The sequence below is a fragment of the Companilactobacillus kimchiensis genome (assembly GCF_001438805.1).
Classification (GTDB): Bacteria; Bacillota; Bacilli; order Lactobacillales; family Lactobacillaceae; genus Companilactobacillus; species Companilactobacillus kimchiensis.
Window position 1 is genome coordinate 1 of sequence record NZ_JQCF01000039.1, and the last position, 17,010, is coordinate 17,010.

The window sequence follows — 17,010 nt, forward strand, 5'->3', positions numbered from 1 at the left end:
CAAGAAACTGTTTTGTCACAGCCTCTTTTTTATTAATATTTTGTGATATATAGATAAAACTCTTTTGTCGTCAAATTGATATTATAATTAATTCCCTTGGAAGTAATCTGACTCATTGAGGTCTTGGTAGAATTTTTCCCAGCATTTTTAGTTTGCTTTGAAAAATCTTTCAAAACCTGTTTACCATCTGCTCCCAATAGCTTGGAAGTAATCATTAAATCAGTCGCAAAGTTCTTTTGACCAGTCTTTGATTTCAGATCTTTATAAGAAAACTTTGTCGCAATACCCATTAGCTGGTTATTTTGAACATTATAATACCATTTTGTCCCATCGTTCTTCTTATGAGTAAACACCCCATCTTTGGAAATCAACTGTAATTGATCCGTGGGTTGTCCTAATGACAATAACGTGTAGTTATACGTCTGAGCAAAAGTCAGGTAATCTTGTAATGCCTGGGCTTTCTTCACCTTTACTAACTTAGTCTCAGTCTTTTGACCATTAACAGCTTTGATCCTAACATTCTGATCAGTTGTTGCCACTGGAACTGAGATATTAAAATGTCCTTCGTCCATAACTACTTTTTTAGTTTGGCCATTAACCGTATAGGTTAATTTTTGATAATTTGCAGCCTTACCTTGAACTACAGCAACTAAACCATCAGCCTGATACACCTTTTTGGTAGTTGACAGACTCATCTTTGAACATCCTGTTAGTAATAAAAAGAATACTGGGATAACCATCAATAACATGTATTTTAGTTTCTTCATAGTCGTTTCCCCATCTATTTAAAATATTAAAAAAAAGCCAAGAATAAACTTGACTTTCTCATTAAGCTTCTTTGCTATCGTCGATAACTTTTTCACCCTTGTACATACCTGATGGTGATACGTGGTGACTTAAACGATATTCACCAGTAGCAACGTCGAATTGCATGTTTGGTGTAGCTAATTTAATATGTGCGCGTCTTTGACGCTTTCTTTGTTTTGATGTTTTTCTCTTTGGAACTGCCATATTTAAAAACTCCTTTATTTATATTAACTTAATCAAATCTAACGTTTAATATAATACTATCATAAAAACATTAGAGCAAGCAAATTTACTATTTTGTTTGTTTTTTTACATTATTTTCTTTTAATGCGTCCGCAATTTGATTATCATTGGAAACTTTTACATTGGAAATCTGCTTCTTGGCATGACGATTTAAATCGCCTTTATCCTTTTTTCCAGTGTTTGCTAAAAGCATCGTAATGATTGCCCCTAACAATAATGTCACAATAATCAAAATAATCAATGGTAACTTAACTCGCGTAAAGCCAAAACTAACCGTAACAGGATTAACATTCAAAACCGCAAAGATCACTACGATCAATGCAATAATCAATCCAATAACAAATCGTGATTGTTTACCATTCATATGAATTCCCCCTATTTACGATTGCCCAAAGTTGAAGCAAAGTAATCCCCAAGACTTGGAGCCATTTTATAAAGTACCGCTGCCAATTCCATATAACGTGGGCGGTTGATCTCACGTTTATTTTTATTAAACGTGTTAACAATTTCCCAAGCCAACTTATCAGGATCAAGGACAAAATGTTTTACTGAATCAAGGTAACTGCCATCATGATCGGCAACATCAAAGAAATTGGTGTTTACAGGTCCTGGATTAACAGTCGTTACGTAGACACCCAAAGTCTTCAATTCGAGCCTGAGACCGTCTGAAAATGCGATTACAGCTGCTTTAGATGCTGCATAGGCCGCAGATTTTGGTGTCGTGATCTTTCCAGCCATAGAACCAACATTAAAGATGTGTCCCCGACCATTATCAATCATGTTAGCTGCAACTAGACGCGTCATCAACATTAGACCCAAAACATTCACTCGGAACATCTTTTCGATCTTATCAAAATCAGTATCTAAAAAGTTTGAAAAATCTCCAAAACCAGCAGCATTGACTAATACGTCAATATCATCGTTGATCTCATGGGCTTTTTCAACTCCAGCGACAATTTGTTCCGGATCACTCATATCAATAATCAAGTATTCATGACGAGCATTCTCAGCTCCAACACGAATACATTCATTTTTAACTTGGATTAATTTCTCCTCATTACGAGCGACCAAAATCAAATTGGCTCCACATTTAGCTGCATTAATAGCAACATCTTTACCAATTCCAGAAGATGCACCTGTAACGATAACTGTTTGATTCAATAAATTAGCCATTATTCATCCTCTTCTCTAATTAAAAGGTACCTCGTACAAATCAAAATCGCTGGCAACCTTGGTATTTTTAAATATCTTTTGAGCTTCCTTTTGTAAGATGAAAGCACTCTTACCAGTATATCTAGCTGAGATATGTGTCAAAATCAAACCCTTGGCATGACTTTTTTTAGCTACTTCAGCAGCCTGTGTGGCAGTTGAATGATAATAATTGTAAGCTAATTTTTTTTCATCATTTGAAAAGGTTGATTCATGAACGATTACGTCAGCATCTTGAGCTAACTTATCAATTTCTGGAGTATAGCGAGTATCAGAAATAACCGTTACGACCTTGCTTGGCTTGTCAGGTCCAATGAAGTCCTTGCCATCCAAAACAGTTCCATCGTCTAAAGTTACAGTCTTACCAGCCTTCAATTGACCAAAGACCGGTCCATTAGGAATTCTATACTCTTTCAACTTATCAACTAAAAGCTCACCTGTTCGTGGTTTTTCAGTAACTCGATAGCCAAAACAAGTAATCCGATGCTTCAATTTACCAGCCACAACACTAAAAGTCTTGTCGTTGAAAATTTCTCCACCATTCTTTAATTCAATATATTTGATTTGATAACCTAATTTACCACCAGTAACCTTCAATGAAGTTTCAACATACTCTTTGATTCCAACTGGTCCATAAAGTTCCAGTGGGGTATTCCCCCCCTGATTGGCCCGACTAGATAATAACCCTGGAAGTCCAAAAATATGATCCCCATGCAAATGGGAAATAAAGATTTTAGTAATCTTTCTCGGTTTAATTGCGGTTCTCAAAATTTGATGCTGTGTAGCCTCACCAACGTCAAAAAGCCATACTTCATTTCGTTCATCCAACATTTTTAATGCTGTACTCGAAACGTTACGACCCTTTGATGGAACTCCGGCACCAGTTCCTAAAAATTCTAATTCCATAAAAAAGTCCTATTCTATTTTTTGTCTAATGATTTCAAAATTTCTTTTGCGACAAATGAAGTATAGTACATTGATCCATCTGGATTTGGATGTACATCGTCATCATAGAACCAATCTTGATGTCCTTGTGAATAATGATTCCAATCAATGACCGTTAGGTTCTTATACTTCTTTGTTGCTTGAGACAAGACCCCATTAACAGTCTTTTCCCAAGGTCTAGTTGGTACATGAACGTTGATCCAATAAACATGACGTTTAGGTCCAACCAATTTCATAATTTGATTAACTTGATCCATATTGATCGGTCCATTTGTTCCTAAACCAATCATTACATTTGGAGCTAAAACGCCCTGACTCTTGTATTGTTGCAAAATATCAAGACTGGCATCTAACTGACGACTAACAGCTGCATCAACGATAACCTTTTTATCATCAAATAACTTCAAGAAATTATCAGAACCATCGGCCATAACTGAATCACCAACCGCTGTCAAAGGAACATCCTTTAATCTTTGCAGGTCAATCTGTGACAAACCATATTTCTCAAATTCTGTGTTGACTGGATGTGACTTTGCAGCCTTCTTATATCTAGTATAATCGGCAGATGACATTTTCCCAGTAACATTCTTTTGTTGTTTCGACTTCTTTAAGTTATCAATTGCTTGCTGTTTCTTAGCCTTGTTAGCTTTTTCGTTTTTAGTGATTTTGGTAGCTAATTGACTGTGATTAACATTGGGTTTAGGTGCACCCACTGCTTTCACCACACTATAACAGCCTGTAATACTGATTAAAGCAATTACCAAGGCTATAATTCGTTGCATACTTGAAGAAACGCGGAAGAAGTTTTTCACATCACTCCATTTAGCGTGTGCTAATGGTTGTTCTACAAATCTGAATGAAAATTCAGTTATCAGTACGATCAAGAGCACTTCGATCACCGGATAAAGAATTGGATGATCAGCAACATTTTTAAATCTTGATTCAAAGAAAATCATTACTGGAAATTGGTATAAATAAAGTCCATAACTTCTTGTTCCAATGTAATGGAACACTCGATTGGACAAAATACCATTCCAGAATGAATCTGGATGCGCTACTACAGCAATAAAAACACATGTTGTAACGGAGAAAATGAACATTCCCCCACGATACAAGAAAGGATCAGAGTCCTTAATCGTAAAGATCATCAATAACATCAAACCAAACGACAATAAACCAACTAAATTAAGTTTCAGCTTATCATTTCCTTTTAGTCCACTCTTCAATTTTTCGGCGGGCCAAACTAAAGCTAATCCACAACCCAAAAGGATCGAGAATAATCTAGTATCAGTACCATAATAAATTCTACTTGGATCAACACCTGGTTTGAACAAAATTGCCATCCAAATGGCTGAAGCAATCGAAACAATCATGGAGAAACCAAAGATTCGACTCTTCTTAACATTATATTTGCTAAACAAAATTAGCAAAATTGGCCAAATAATATAGAATTGACCTTCAATTGATAAGGTCCATAAATGAGTAAATGGTGATTCATTATTAGCAAATCTTTCAAAATATGATTGACCATTAAATATTTGCCACCAATTATAAACATTTAAGACGTTCGTCACGAAAATTTGATCTAAATGATAAAGCAACCCCTTTAAAAACATGACAATATAAGCACTGGAAGCCAGTAATACGAACAGCATTCCAGGATATAGTCTCTTGATTCTTTTTACATAAAAATTACTTAACGAGAATGAACCGCCATAATCAACAGTATTAAAAAAATGATCTGTGATTAAGTAACCTGATATTAGGAAAAAAATCGGTACTCCCAAATATCCGCCGGAAAAAACATTAGGATTTAAGTGGTACATGATAACACCTATAACCCCTAAAGTACGTAGTCCATCAAATCCAGTAATAAATCTTCTTTTCGGTGATTTATTCATTATCCTTACATGCCCCTAAATAAATTCAAAAGTGAAATCGAGAATTGTAACTGAGTCACCAGATTCAGCTCCAGCCTCGATCAATGCATCTTCAATACCCATAGATTTCAATTGTCTAGCAAAACGCATGATTCCATCTTGATGATCTAAATTAGTTCTTTGAAGAAGCAATTCAACCTTAGCACCCTTAACAATAAAGCTATGCTCATATTCAGGATCTTTTTCAATCGTGAATGCTTTAGCGTTTGGTTCGTAGTTGTATTCCTTTGTTTCTTCAGTTTGAACATCAAAGTGAATTGGCTCAGCCTTAGACAATACTTCACTGGTATGATTCATTAAAGCCTCAACACCAGTGTGTCGAATACTTGAAATTGGGAAAATATCAGCATCAGCTGGTAACTTTTCTTTAAATTCTGCCATACGTTCTTCAGAACCTTCAATATCCAACTTAGTTGGTACGATGATTTCAGGACGTTGTAAAACATTTGCATCATAATTGCCCAATTCTTTACGAATAGCTAGGTAATCTTCATATGGGTCTCTTCCGTTGTTAGGATCCATATCAACTAAATGCAATAACACACGTGTACGTTCCACATGACGTAAGAATTGAATACCCAATCCAACACCATTAGAAGCACCTTCGATCAAACCAGGTAAATCGGCAATAACAAAGTCCAGACCATTTTCTAGTTTAACCATTCCTAAGTTAGGTGACAAAGTTGTAAAGTGATATGCCGCAATCTTAGGTTTAGCTGAAGTAGCAACTGACAATAGAGTTGACTTCCCAACAGATGGGAAACCAACCAAACCAACATCAGCAATTAACTTCAATTCAAGCTTGATGTGCTTTTCAATAGCAGGTTCACCATTTTCGGCTACTTCAGGAGCCTGATTCTTGGAATTGGCAAAGTGAATGTTACCACGGCCACCATTTCCACCTTTGGCTACTACTAGTTCTTGGTTATTATCAACCAAGTCTCCAATCAAGCGACCGCTATCTTCATCATATACCGATGTTCCGGTTGGAACTTTGATATAAATCGGATCAGCTTTGTGACCGTACATACCCTTGATTTGACCATTTTGACCAGGTTCAGCCTTGAAAATTCTCTTGTATCTAAAGTCCATTAAAGTATTCATACCTTCATTAGCCTTTAAGATGATGTCGCCTCCGCGACCACCATCACCGCCGGAAGGTCCTCCAAGTGGAGTATATTTCTCGTGACGGAACGCTACTGCGCCGTCGCCACCCTTTCCGGATCTTACGGTGATTTTAACGTTATCTACGAACATTAAAATCCCCCTTTCTAAACTATAATTATCATTTCTAAATTTTAGCACAAAAACAGACTTCATAATACTTTGAACTAACATTGATTGTCCAGTATTTTATTAAAAGTAAATTATTTTTTGAATGTTTTTGAAAGATTTTGAGTTTTTATGATTGATTTTGAATGATTATGGATGTATTATATCTCTTGTGAGGTGATGTAAGTGCTTACCGAAGAAAGACAACAAATTATTTTAGAACAATTAAAAATACACAATATTGTCAAACTCCATGATTTAATTCCATTAACTGGTGCTTCCGAATCTACCTTGCGCCGTGATTTACAAGATTTAGAAAATTGTCATAAATTATTAAGAATCCACGGTGGTGCCCAAAACGTAATTTCTTTACATGAAGAACCAGCCCTTTCACAAAAGGCAGCTGTTCATATCAATGATAAGAAAATGATCGGTCAGAAGGCAGCTGGTCTGGTTCGAAATCATGAGGTAATTTTTTTAGACTCTGGAACGACCATTCAATTCATGATTCCTTACTTAATAGAACATACAGATTTGCTGGTTATTACTAATAGTGTCGATAACGCTTCAATGTTGGCCGATTACAACGTAAATACTTTTCTTCCCGGTGGGAAACTAAAGTCGTCTACGAAGGCTTTGGTCGGTGCCAATATTATTCAAACCTTGGAAAACTATCATTTTGATCGAGCTTTTCTAGGTACTAATGGTTTTTCAGTTGAGGCTGGTTATACAACACCTGATCCCGAAGAAGCAGCTGTTAAGACTTTGGCTATTGCGCAATCAAATCAAGCCTATGTGCTTTCTGATAGTTCGAAATTTTCACAAGTGAGTTTTAGTCGCTTCGCAACTCTAGAAGAAGTTCCATTAATAACAAGTAGATTATCAGAGAAAGAAACAAATCTCTTAAGTAAATATACAAAGATAACGGAGGCAATTTAATTGATTTATACAATTACAGTCAATCCTTCAATTGATTATGTTTTGCAATTGAAAAATTTAAATACTGGCGAAGTTAACCGCACCGCTAAAGATGTCAAACTTCCTGGTGGTAAAGGAATCAATGTTTCAAGAATTTTAAAAGAATTAGAAGTTGATTCCACTGCCTTAGGTTTTGTGGGTGGTGCCACAGGTTCAATGTTTGAAGCACTCCTTTCACAACATGATCTCAAAACTGCTTTTACTAAAGTAGCTGAAGATACTCGAATCAATGTTAAGATCAATGCCACTGAACAAAATAAGGAAACTGAAATCAATGGTGCTGGTCCTAACATTACAGATACTGAACGACAAAGTTTCATGGATAATCTTAATGGCATCGGTGCTGGTGATATTGTCATCATGGCCGGAAGCCTTTGCAAAAATCTAGACTCAAAATTTTATTTAGATATTGCTGAAACAATTCAAAAACAAGGTGCCGATTTCGTAATTGATACAACTGGTCAAGCTTTACTGGATACTTTGCCATTGCATCCACTAGTTGTTAAACCTAATCATCATGAATTAGCTGATTTATTCAACGTTACTTTTAAAAACGAACAAGAAATTATTACTTACGCTCGTAAATTATTGGACCAAGGTGCTAAGCACGTTCTGGTTTCAATGGCTGGTGACGGTGCCCTGCTTGTTACCAAAGATAAAGCTTATAAAGCTAACGCTCCAAAGGGCACTGTCGTTAATTCCGTTGGTGCTGGAGATTCAATGATTGCTGGCTTTGCTGGTACTTTCATGGAAACAAAAGATCCAATTGAAAGTTTCCATATGGGTGCCGCCTGTGGTTCAGCAACCGCATTTAGCCAAGATATTGCTATTAAAGAAAAAATCGACAAAGTTTATCAAGATATATCTATTACAGAACTTTAATTGAGGGGGAACTTTTCAATGGACTTGAAACAACTACTATTAAAAGATGCCATGATCATGGACTTGAAAGCCACTACTAAAGAGGATGCCATTGAGGAAATGGTTAACAAGTACTATGACGTTGGTGTCATTGACGACAAGAAATTATACAAAGCTGACATTTTAAAACGTGAAGCTCAAACAAGTACTGGTATCGGTGAAGGAATTGCCATGCCACATGCTCGTGACAAAGCCGTTAAACGTGCTACGGTACTTTTTGCTAAAAGTGCTAAAGGAATCGATTATCAATCACTCGACGGTCAACCAGCCTTCTTATTCTTCATGATTGCTGCACCTGATGGGGCTGATAATCTTCACTTACAAGCTTTAGCTGCTTTATCATCATTATTAATTAATCCTGAACTTGTTAAGAACTTAAAGGCTGCTACAACAACTGATGAAGTTCAACAATTATTCGACAAGGCTATGGCTGAAAAAGAAGCCAAAGACAAAGCTGACGAAGCTAAACAAAAAGCTCAAGAAGAAGCTGCTGCTAATGCCGCTCCTGATTCTGCCAAGAAGCCTTATGTTGTTGCTGTTACTGCTTGTCCTACTGGTATCGCCCACACCTACATGGCTGAAGCTGCTCTAAAAGAACAAGCCGAAAAAATGGGTATCGACATCAAAGTTGAAACTAACGGTTCTGAAGGTGTCAAACATAAGTTGACTGCCAGTGAAATCAGTCGTGCTGATGGTGTTATCATCGCCGCTGATAAAAAAGTTGATATGCCACGTTTTGATGGCAAACATTTAGTTAACCGTCCCGTTAGTGATGGTATTAACAAAGCTGAAGAATTGATCAACTTAGCTGCTGAACAAAAGGCTCCAGTCTTCCACGCTGAAGGTGGTGCTGTTGCTGAAGACGATGATGAAGGTGAATCAAAATCACTTTGGTCAAAAATTTATGCTGATTTAATGAATGGTATCTCTAACATGCTTCCATTCGTTGTTGGTGGTGGTATCTTAATGGCTATTTCCTTCTTGTTGGAAAACTCTGTTGGTGCTCATTCACAATGGTTCCTTTTCTTCAACAACGTTGGTAATTATGCTTTTAGTTTCTTGATCCCCGTTTTAGCTGCTTATATCGCTGTTTCAATTGGTGATCGTCCAGCCTTACTACCTGGTTTCGTTGGTGGTTATATGGCTTCTCAAGCAACTGCTTCATTCGTTTCATCTAAGAGTCCGGCTGGATTTATCGGTGGTCTTCTAGCTGGTTTCATTGCTGGGTGGGTAATTGTCTTCTTAAAGAAGTGGCTCAAGAACCTACCACAATCTCTAGCTGGTCTTAAAACCATTTTGATCTACCCTGTCCTTGGTTTACTTTTGACCGGTGCTATTATGTACTTCGCCGTTGATCCAATCTTCGCCGTTGTTAACCACGCTATCACAAGCTTCCTAGAATCAATGGGAACTGGTAATGCTGTTATCTTAGGTACTTTGCTTGGTGGTATGATGTCAATCGATATGGGTGGTCCTTTCAACAAAGCTGCTTATACCTTCGCCATTGGTACCTTTACTGCAACTCACGATGGTGCTTTGATGGCCGCCGTTATGGTTGGTGGTATGATTCCTCCTCTAGCAATTGCGATTGCAACTACTTTCTGGAAGAACAAGTTTACTGAACAAGAAAGACAAGCTGGTCTTTCAAACTATATTCTAGGTCTATCATTCATTACTGAAGGTGCAATTCCATTTGCCGCTGGAGATCCATTACACGTTATTGTCTCAAGTGTTATCGGTTCAGCTATCGGTGGTGGTTTAACACAATTCTGGGGCGTTAATGTTCCTGCTCCTCACGGTGGTATCTTCGTTACACCACTTGCTAATAAACCATTGCTATACCTTCTAGCTGTTGTCATTGGTGCCGTAATTTCCGGTGTCATCTATGGTGTTTGGAAACCTGCAAAAAAAGTTACTAAATAATATAAACAAATCAAAAAGGTCTATCCAATGAAAAATTTGGATAGACCTTTTTTAATTTTGTTAAATCAATGGTGATTTAACTGTGACAAACTTAGCAAAACGATTTTTCCAAATACTAGCATGATGAGCTTTAATTTGACTAGCAGTCAAGGACATACTATCCATGGTTGAAACCCCGTCTAGCAATAAATCAATCTTAAATCCCAAATGGAAAGCTACCCTAATTGTAGTATCAACACAGAATTCCACTTGTGCTCCACATATTTCAATACTTTTTAAGTCATTCATTTTCAAATATGACTCTAACCCCGTTTGATAAAATGAATCAGGTTTTATTTTATTAAAATAAGTATCCGTACCTTTTGAATGTATTTCATCAAAGATTTTCCAATTGTCGCTTGAAACTTCCATATCGGGTTCAGTATGTTGAATAAAAACAATTGGTCGATTCAAATGTCTATATTGATCAATCCTACTATTAATTGTCGCTATCGTCTTTTCGCGTTGATCCAAATCACTCAGTGCTTTTTGCATATCAATTACGATCAATACTTGTGCCATTGTCAAAACCCCCTTCGTCATTCCCCAAAACATATTTTTTATTATATCATTTTAGTTTTTTACAAATATTGCTTTTAACATTTTAAGCCCTTCGAGAATAGCATTTTATAAAACCATTTTTGAGCAATCATTGTTTGTTAATATATCATGATATTCTTTGTTGAAATCACAATTTTCCTTGCTATACTGAAAGCACTTACAAGTTAAACCGACTTGAAGATTCCCTACCACACAAGGAGTTTATTATGAAAAAAAAGGCTATTCTACTATCAACGATTATCCTCGGAGGCTTCAGTGCTCCAATCATTCAAACTACCACCGCTGATGCTGACCAGATTAAAACCCAGGTCATTCAAAAAGAATCCAAAGCAACTACTTCAAAAAATGATTCTAATCAAATTCCACGTCCTAAGAAAATTTCTCTCAATGAAACTGTCGCGTTAAATGACTTAGATACTCAAACTAGTATTGCCATTCCCTCGTCAACTAAAGACCAAAAACATCCCTTAGATGATATCTATCTCAACCTAACCACTACAGAGTTGACCGAATTAAAGAACAATCAAACAGTTTCCATTAAATTAAACAATTTGAAAACTAAATCTAACTGGGGTGGAAATTTACTCTACGCTCCAGTAAATTCAAACTTTGAATTAAAATATGACAACGCTAAACATATCTTAACCTCAGCCCAAACGACGATTCTTTTTCACTTGATTGATGGAGATTCTTTAGTCCATTATGTTTATAAGGATACTGACAAAGAACATTACAAATACAATCACGAAGGTGTTTATGAGAATAGTTCAGATATACCAAGTGAGTTCACAATTGACACCTTACGTGAACTAAGCCATCGCATGAACGAAGAACTAGAACCAGTTGGCTACTTCGATGCTGTTGATATTAACTTTGATACCTTGCCTGATGTCGAACCAGATTATGGTAATGAACCTGACTTTAAGGAAGAAAAAATCGACGCCAAATTTGATCCCGATGCCATTGGTAAAGATAACGCCGAATACACAGTCTATTTAGAAAAAGCTAAACCATACAACATCAACTTAGACATTTATTTGGATGGTAAAATTTTTAAGTCTAAAAAATTATCTGCCGAAATCAACAGTTTCCTTGATAAACAAGTTGAACCCGAGTTACCAGACCCAGAAAAAACAACTTTAGATCTTAATAAAACCGCTGCCCACCTCTCTTTTGACTACTTCCCGCAATTTGGAACATCAACTTCCGATGGTAAATTATTCCATAAACGAATTTTTAGTAATTACGACCACACCAATGATTTTTGGAAAAAAACTTTAGTCTTTGGTATCCAAGATACTGACGAACCCGAAGGTGACATGGTTCCGAGTGATCACGCTGGTGCAAATTTATTAATGGAACTACATTACACTTCTAAAGATTCCCCAGCACAAGTTACCGCTGATGTGGAAATCACTTCAAACATCGGTCCTCAAATAGTCACTGATGTTACTGGTAAAAAAGGTGAAACGATTACCGTTGACGTTCCCCAAGTTAAGGGTTACAAGTCAGACAAAAAGACTGTCAAAGCTCACGTAAACGCTAATGGCACAATTACAACTACTGAAAAAGTTGAATACACCAAAATCAATGAAGATGACAACGACGAGAATGATGAGAATAGCAATAATAATGAAGATACAAACAACAACAATGATAATGATGGTTCTGGCAGTATTAAGCCACCAGTAATTACTCCCATCCCTCAACCTGAAAAATTCAATGGCTTTTTAGGAACTATGAAAAAAAATGTGAAACTTTATTCCTTAAATAATGGCAAATTTGTAGAAGACAAGGCTAGACAATTATCAGCCCATTCTGATTGGCGTTTTGATCAAACCATTAAAATCGATGGCAATCGCTATTATCGTGTCTCAACTAATGAATGGGTCAAAGCAAATGACATTTACCGTTATGAAGTTGAACATGGTATCGTAGAAACCAAAGATACTCCCATTACCACATTAGTTAATTCTGATACTAGCCGCATCACCGATCGTGGCTTAGCTGCTAAAACCGGTTGGAAATATGATCGAATTGCTTATCTAGGTACTAGTGAAGAAAAACATTATCGAGTTTCTACTAGAGAATTTGTTCATACTCAAGATGTTGATCGTAAATAAAAAATAAGTCGCAAAAAAGACGTAAATTCACAAAAGTGAGTTTACGTCTTTTTTATTAAAATTTAAGCTTGGTGATTCTTTACTAAATATTCATTGGCCCACTTGAGATACTTAGCATCTTCAGCAGCATCTTGTGATGTTAAAATCTTAGGACCATCAGCTGTAATAGCCAAAGTATGTTCATATTGAGCAGACCATGAACCATCAGCACTGGCATAATAGATCCAATCATCTTTAGGATCTTTTAGTGACCGGTCAACAATTTCCCAAGTACCTTCGTTGATCATTGGTTCAATCGTAATTGTCATACCATTCTTTAAACGCAACCCTTTACCAGGTTCACCGTAATGCAAAACATCTGGTTCTTCATGCATAGTTGGTTGAATCCCATGTCCACAAAGATCACGGACGTCACCATAACCATGTTCATCTTCTGTGTAATGCTGGATTGCATAACCAATATCACCGAGACGTTTACCTTCAACACTTTGAGCAATACCCAAATAAAGTGATTTCTTCGTAACTTCCATCAAATCAGAAGTTTCTTGACTAACTGAACCAACGGCATAACTCCAACATGAGTCACTTTCATACCCTTTATAGTTAACAGTCATATCAACTTTGACAATGTCACCTTCTTCAAGGATCAAATCCTTACGAGGTGTACCATGAGCAACTTCATCATTAACATCGACACAAGTAGCATATTTGTAACCTTCAAAACCCTTCTCTGATGGAGTAGCACCGTGACTAACAATATAGTCATTAGCAAATTCCTCGATTGAATAAGCTGAGATTCCCGGCTTGATCATGTCGCGTAGACCCAAATGAACTCCGGCTAAAATTTTACCAGATTCACGCATTCCTTCGATCTCTCGTTCTGATTTTAATGTAATCATACAATATCCCCCAATTTTTAACCTTTGTGATACTTCTTATGAAAATCTGTGCTTGCTAACGTAATTTTAATAGTCTGTGCCGTTGTTTTGGGAATTCCTAATTCAGTCAATTGATCAACGCTTGCTTCCTTCATCTTCTTGACTGAACCAAATTTCTTCAATAATTTGGTCCTAGTTTTCGGACCAACACCCTGAATATTATCCAGTTGTGACGATAAGGCCGTTTTACTTCTCGTTTTACGTTGGAAGGTAATCGCAAATCGATGCACCTCATCCTGAACTCGTTGTAAGAGATAAAAGCCTTGGCTCTTACGATCCAGTGGGACTTCCACTCCATCCTCACCTGTGATCAAGTGTGAAGTATTATGATGATTATCCTTAACCATCCCCGCGACAGGAATATCAATTCCTAATTCATTAACTAAAACGTCCATAACAGCACGTAATTCAATGATACCACCATCCATCAAGATTAAATCCGGCAAAGGATCATTTTCTTTTAGTAGACGTGAATAACGACGATAAACCACCTCTCGTGTATTGGCAGCTTCATCAGCCCCAGATTGATGTTCAACTTCGCCTTTGATCTTGTACTTTCGATAGCCACTCTTTTCTGGACGACCATCTTGGAACCTGACCATCGCCGATACTGGATTAGTTCCTTGAATATGAGAATGATCAAACGATTCAATAACATGGCCATAAGGTAAATCTAGAGCCTCAAAGATTTGCTTTTGTGCTCCATAGGTCTGACGATTATCCAATTCCATTAATCTAAACTTCTCTTGTAAGACCAATTTAGAATTATCTGCCGCCATATCCATTAGGTCCTTTTTTTGACCACGCTGTGGAGTTCTAAAAGGTATATCCAAAACCTGTGACAAGGTTTTCTTATCTAAGTTATCTGGCACTAGGATCTCTTTAGGTAAAACTTGATTCCGACGATTATAAAATTGCAAAATAAACGTTGATAACTCTTCTTCAGGTGAATTAATGCAAGCAAATACTTTTTTCTCACGTTTCATTAACCGCGCCTGACGAATGAAGAAGATTTGAATTGAAATCCAACCCTTTTCAACATAATAATTAAAAATATCCCGTGGGGTACTATCATTAGAGATAATCTTTTGCTTCTCAACTGTCGTTTCAATGTATTTAATTTGATCACGTAATTCAGCTGCTCGTTCAAATTCCATTTTATCGGCTGACTTAGTCATTCGAGTTCGTAGCTGACCCTTGACTTCACCGACATTACCGCCTAAGAACTTTTTGATTTTTTCAATTTGTTGGTCATACTTTTCTTCCGGAACGGTTTGAAAACATGCGCCTAAACATTGACCCATATGATAATACAAACAAGGGCGTCCCAAATGGCCTTGACATCTGCGTAAAGGATAAACTTTTTGAAGGAAATTAAGAGTATTTTGGGCAGCATAAACGTTCGGATAGGGTCCAAAATAATAGGCCCCATCCTTTTTGATCAAACCAGTGATTTCCATTTTAGGATCACGTTCATTGGTTATCTTGATATATGGATAACCTGTGCCACGTTTTAATTTAATATTGTAATATGGTTGATGCTTTTGAATCAATGTAATTTCTAGTAGGAATGCTTCCTTATCATTTGAAGTAATGATAGTTTCGAAATCACGAATCTCTGATACCAAACGTTCAGTCTTACCTTCATGTGAACTCTTGAAGTAAGATCTTACGCGGTTACGCAAATTTTTAGCCTTACCAACATAGATTATCTTGGAATTGATATCTTTCATCAGATAACATCCTGGACGTGCTGGTAACAAGCTTAATTTATGTTCAAGATATTCAGTTGCCAATAAATACCCCTCCCTTTTTAATTTGAATTGTTTAAAAATAAGTAATATAGAAAGTCCCCAAATAACCCTAGTCGTTTTTAATCACAAATATTAAAAATAAAAAAGTATTTTTTTAATGGACAGTGAAATTATTATCTTAACTTAATTTAAAAAACTTTTGATTTGAACTTATTTAATCTTAATTTAATCTGTCTAATTGTCAAATTATGTGCCAATTAAACCAGTCTAAATTTCTTGACACCGTTACCAATCAGCACAATAATAATTTTGTAAAATCGATTTAGGAGGAATTATTATGAGTAAAAAGTATATTGCAGATATTGTACCAATAAATGACGAATTCATTGGTACTAAGGCTCATGGACAGGCTGAATTTATTGAAGATGGTAATAATTTACATATCAAAATCGAAATGTTTGATACTCCGGCCAATACTCAACACTGGGAACATTTTCATGGTTTCCCCGATGGTAAAGATGCTCAAATCGCTACTATGGTCCAAGACATTAATCACGATGGATTAGTTGATCTACCAGAGACCGAAGCAGTTTCTGGTACAACTATGGTTCCATTTGACAATGCTCCTCACGAAATGAATATTCCTAATGATAATTATCCTGTTTCTGACGCTCAAGGTCACTTTGCCTATGAAATTGATGTACCTTTAGATGAGCTACAAAAGAAGTTTAAATCCGTCTTTGGTACTGACGACTTGGAATTAGACAAACGTATCATCTACGTTCACGGGGTTTCTCAAGACCTCAAGTTACCCGATACTGTCGCCGGTGTTGTTGGTAGTTATGACGCACATGTTACATTACCAATTGCGACTGGAAAAATTAAGGTCGCTGATTAAAACCAATCTGATTTTTAGTTAAAAGATCGTACTTTAATTTATGGTCCCGACGTGATTAAGGTGATCATTATATCCTTATATTTTTTCTGTAAATAACTTCAAAAATACTGAGCAATTAATTGTTATTTTCATTTGTGGGACTTATAATGTATTTACAAGTAAAAGAAAATTGAAAGGGGCTGATACCGATGGGCTTAACAGTGAAACGCGAAAGTAACTTTGGCAGTTTGTTTGATAAATTTGCCTCTCTTCCCGATGATGTAAAAGAAAACGAAAAACGCGTAGATTCTGCAGATAAAAAATCTGCTCAAGATAAAAAGAATCTTAAAGATAAGAAGTAATTCTCTTGTTTTGTTATCACTTCTCATAAAGTGAATGCCATTTATTTTACTATTTCTTTAATAACGACCCTTTTGATGTAAAAAAGGAAGAGGCTGTGACAAAACAGTTTCTTGAGCT

General features: G+C 36.4%; 16 protein-coding genes. 6 read left to right on the top strand and 10 right to left on the bottom strand.

What is annotated here, in order from left to right; genetic code table 11:
- Nucleotides 1–32: 32 nt before the first annotated feature.
- The 7 genes from IV57_RS12125 to obgE all read right to left on the bottom strand — a co-directional run bounded on the left by IV57_RS12125 (nucleotide 33) and on the right by obgE (nucleotide 6,407).
- Nucleotides 33–767 (bottom strand): hypothetical protein, encoded by a 735-nt coding sequence (locus IV57_RS12125; RefSeq protein WP_057881783.1) that lies wholly within the window; start codon nucleotides 765–767, stop codon nucleotides 33–35.
- A 61-nt stretch (nucleotides 768–828) separates the two neighbouring features.
- Nucleotides 829–1,011, bottom strand: a complete 183-nt coding sequence (rpmF, locus tag IV57_RS12130) for a 50S ribosomal protein L32 (RefSeq protein WP_057881784.1) — start codon at nucleotides 1,009–1,011, stop codon at nucleotides 829–831.
- A gap of 88 nt (nucleotides 1,012–1,099) precedes the next feature.
- Nucleotides 1,100–1,414 (bottom strand): lipopolysaccharide assembly protein LapA domain-containing protein, encoded by a 315-nt coding sequence (locus IV57_RS12135; protein WP_057881785.1) that lies wholly within the window; start codon nucleotides 1,412–1,414, stop codon nucleotides 1,100–1,102.
- Between the two features lie 11 nt (nucleotides 1,415–1,425).
- Nucleotides 1,426–2,223, bottom strand: coding sequence for an SDR family NAD(P)-dependent oxidoreductase (locus tag IV57_RS12140; RefSeq protein WP_057881786.1), 798 nt, complete (start codon nucleotides 2,221–2,223; stop codon nucleotides 1,426–1,428).
- A gap of 15 nt (nucleotides 2,224–2,238) precedes the next feature.
- Nucleotides 2,239–3,165, bottom strand: coding sequence for a ribonuclease Z (rnz, locus tag IV57_RS12145; RefSeq protein ID WP_057881787.1), 927 nt, complete (start codon nucleotides 3,163–3,165; stop codon nucleotides 2,239–2,241).
- 14 nt (nucleotides 3,166–3,179) lie between these two features.
- Nucleotides 3,180–5,105 carry an acyltransferase family protein gene (locus tag IV57_RS12150; protein WP_057881788.1) on the bottom strand — a complete coding sequence of 642 codons (1,926 nt, stop codon included), beginning with the start codon at nucleotides 5,103–5,105 and terminating at the stop codon, nucleotides 3,180–3,182.
- A 15-nt stretch (nucleotides 5,106–5,120) separates the two neighbouring features.
- Entirely contained in the window at nucleotides 5,121–6,407 is a 1,287-nt protein-coding gene (gene obgE / locus IV57_RS12155) for a GTPase ObgE (protein ID WP_201782910.1), read from the bottom strand.
- A 195-nt stretch (nucleotides 6,408–6,602) separates the two neighbouring features.
- On the opposite strand from obgE, the gene IV57_RS12160 reads away from it, so the two are divergent.
- The 3 genes from IV57_RS12160 to IV57_RS12170 are packed head-to-tail and all read left to right on the top strand — an operon-like array spanning nucleotide 6,603 to nucleotide 10,238.
- Nucleotides 6,603–7,355 carry a DeoR/GlpR family DNA-binding transcription regulator gene (locus tag IV57_RS12160; RefSeq protein WP_057881790.1) on the top strand — a complete coding sequence of 251 codons (753 nt, stop codon included), beginning with the start codon at nucleotides 6,603–6,605 and terminating at the stop codon, nucleotides 7,353–7,355.
- Nucleotides 7,356–8,276, top strand: a complete 921-nt coding sequence (gene pfkB / locus IV57_RS12165; RefSeq protein ID WP_057881791.1) for a 1-phosphofructokinase — start codon at nucleotides 7,356–7,358, stop codon at nucleotides 8,274–8,276.
- Between the two features lie 18 nt (nucleotides 8,277–8,294).
- Nucleotides 8,295–10,238, top strand: a complete 1,944-nt coding sequence (locus tag IV57_RS12170; protein WP_057881792.1) for a PTS fructose transporter subunit IIABC — start codon at nucleotides 8,295–8,297, stop codon at nucleotides 10,236–10,238.
- Between the two features lie 60 nt (nucleotides 10,239–10,298).
- Here IV57_RS12170 and IV57_RS12175 read toward each other — a convergent pair whose 3' ends face one another.
- Nucleotides 10,299–10,799 (bottom strand): cysteine hydrolase family protein, encoded by a 501-nt coding sequence (locus IV57_RS12175; RefSeq protein WP_057881793.1) that lies wholly within the window; start codon nucleotides 10,797–10,799, stop codon nucleotides 10,299–10,301.
- Nucleotides 10,800–11,044: 245 nt separating this feature from the next.
- On the opposite strand from IV57_RS12175, the gene IV57_RS12180 reads away from it, so the two are divergent.
- Nucleotides 11,045–12,961 carry a hypothetical protein gene (locus tag IV57_RS12180; protein ID WP_057881794.1) on the top strand — a complete coding sequence of 639 codons (1,917 nt, stop codon included), beginning with the start codon at nucleotides 11,045–11,047 and terminating at the stop codon, nucleotides 12,959–12,961.
- A gap of 62 nt (nucleotides 12,962–13,023) precedes the next feature.
- Here IV57_RS12180 and map read toward each other — a convergent pair whose 3' ends face one another.
- Together map and uvrC are read right to left on the bottom strand one after the other, a co-directional pair.
- Entirely contained in the window at nucleotides 13,024–13,860 is an 837-nt protein-coding gene (gene map, locus IV57_RS12185) for a type I methionyl aminopeptidase (RefSeq protein WP_057881795.1), read from the bottom strand.
- Between the two features lie 17 nt (nucleotides 13,861–13,877).
- The gene (gene uvrC, locus IV57_RS12190; RefSeq protein WP_057881796.1) at nucleotides 13,878–15,695 is read right to left on the bottom strand and encodes an excinuclease ABC subunit UvrC; all 1,818 of its coding nucleotides are present in this window, start codon (nucleotides 15,693–15,695) and stop codon (nucleotides 13,878–13,880) included.
- Nucleotides 15,696–15,990: 295 nt separating this feature from the next.
- Between uvrC and IV57_RS12195 the strand changes: the two genes are divergently transcribed.
- Together IV57_RS12195 and IV57_RS13210 are read left to right on the top strand one after the other, a co-directional pair.
- The gene (locus IV57_RS12195) at nucleotides 15,991–16,551 is read left to right on the top strand and encodes a hypothetical protein (RefSeq protein WP_057881797.1); all 561 of its coding nucleotides are present in this window, start codon (nucleotides 15,991–15,993) and stop codon (nucleotides 16,549–16,551) included.
- A gap of 188 nt (nucleotides 16,552–16,739) precedes the next feature.
- The gene (locus tag IV57_RS13210; RefSeq protein WP_157051958.1) at nucleotides 16,740–16,892 is read left to right on the top strand and encodes an SPJ_0845 family protein; all 153 of its coding nucleotides are present in this window, start codon (nucleotides 16,740–16,742) and stop codon (nucleotides 16,890–16,892) included.
- Nucleotides 16,893–17,010 lie beyond the last annotated feature (118 nt).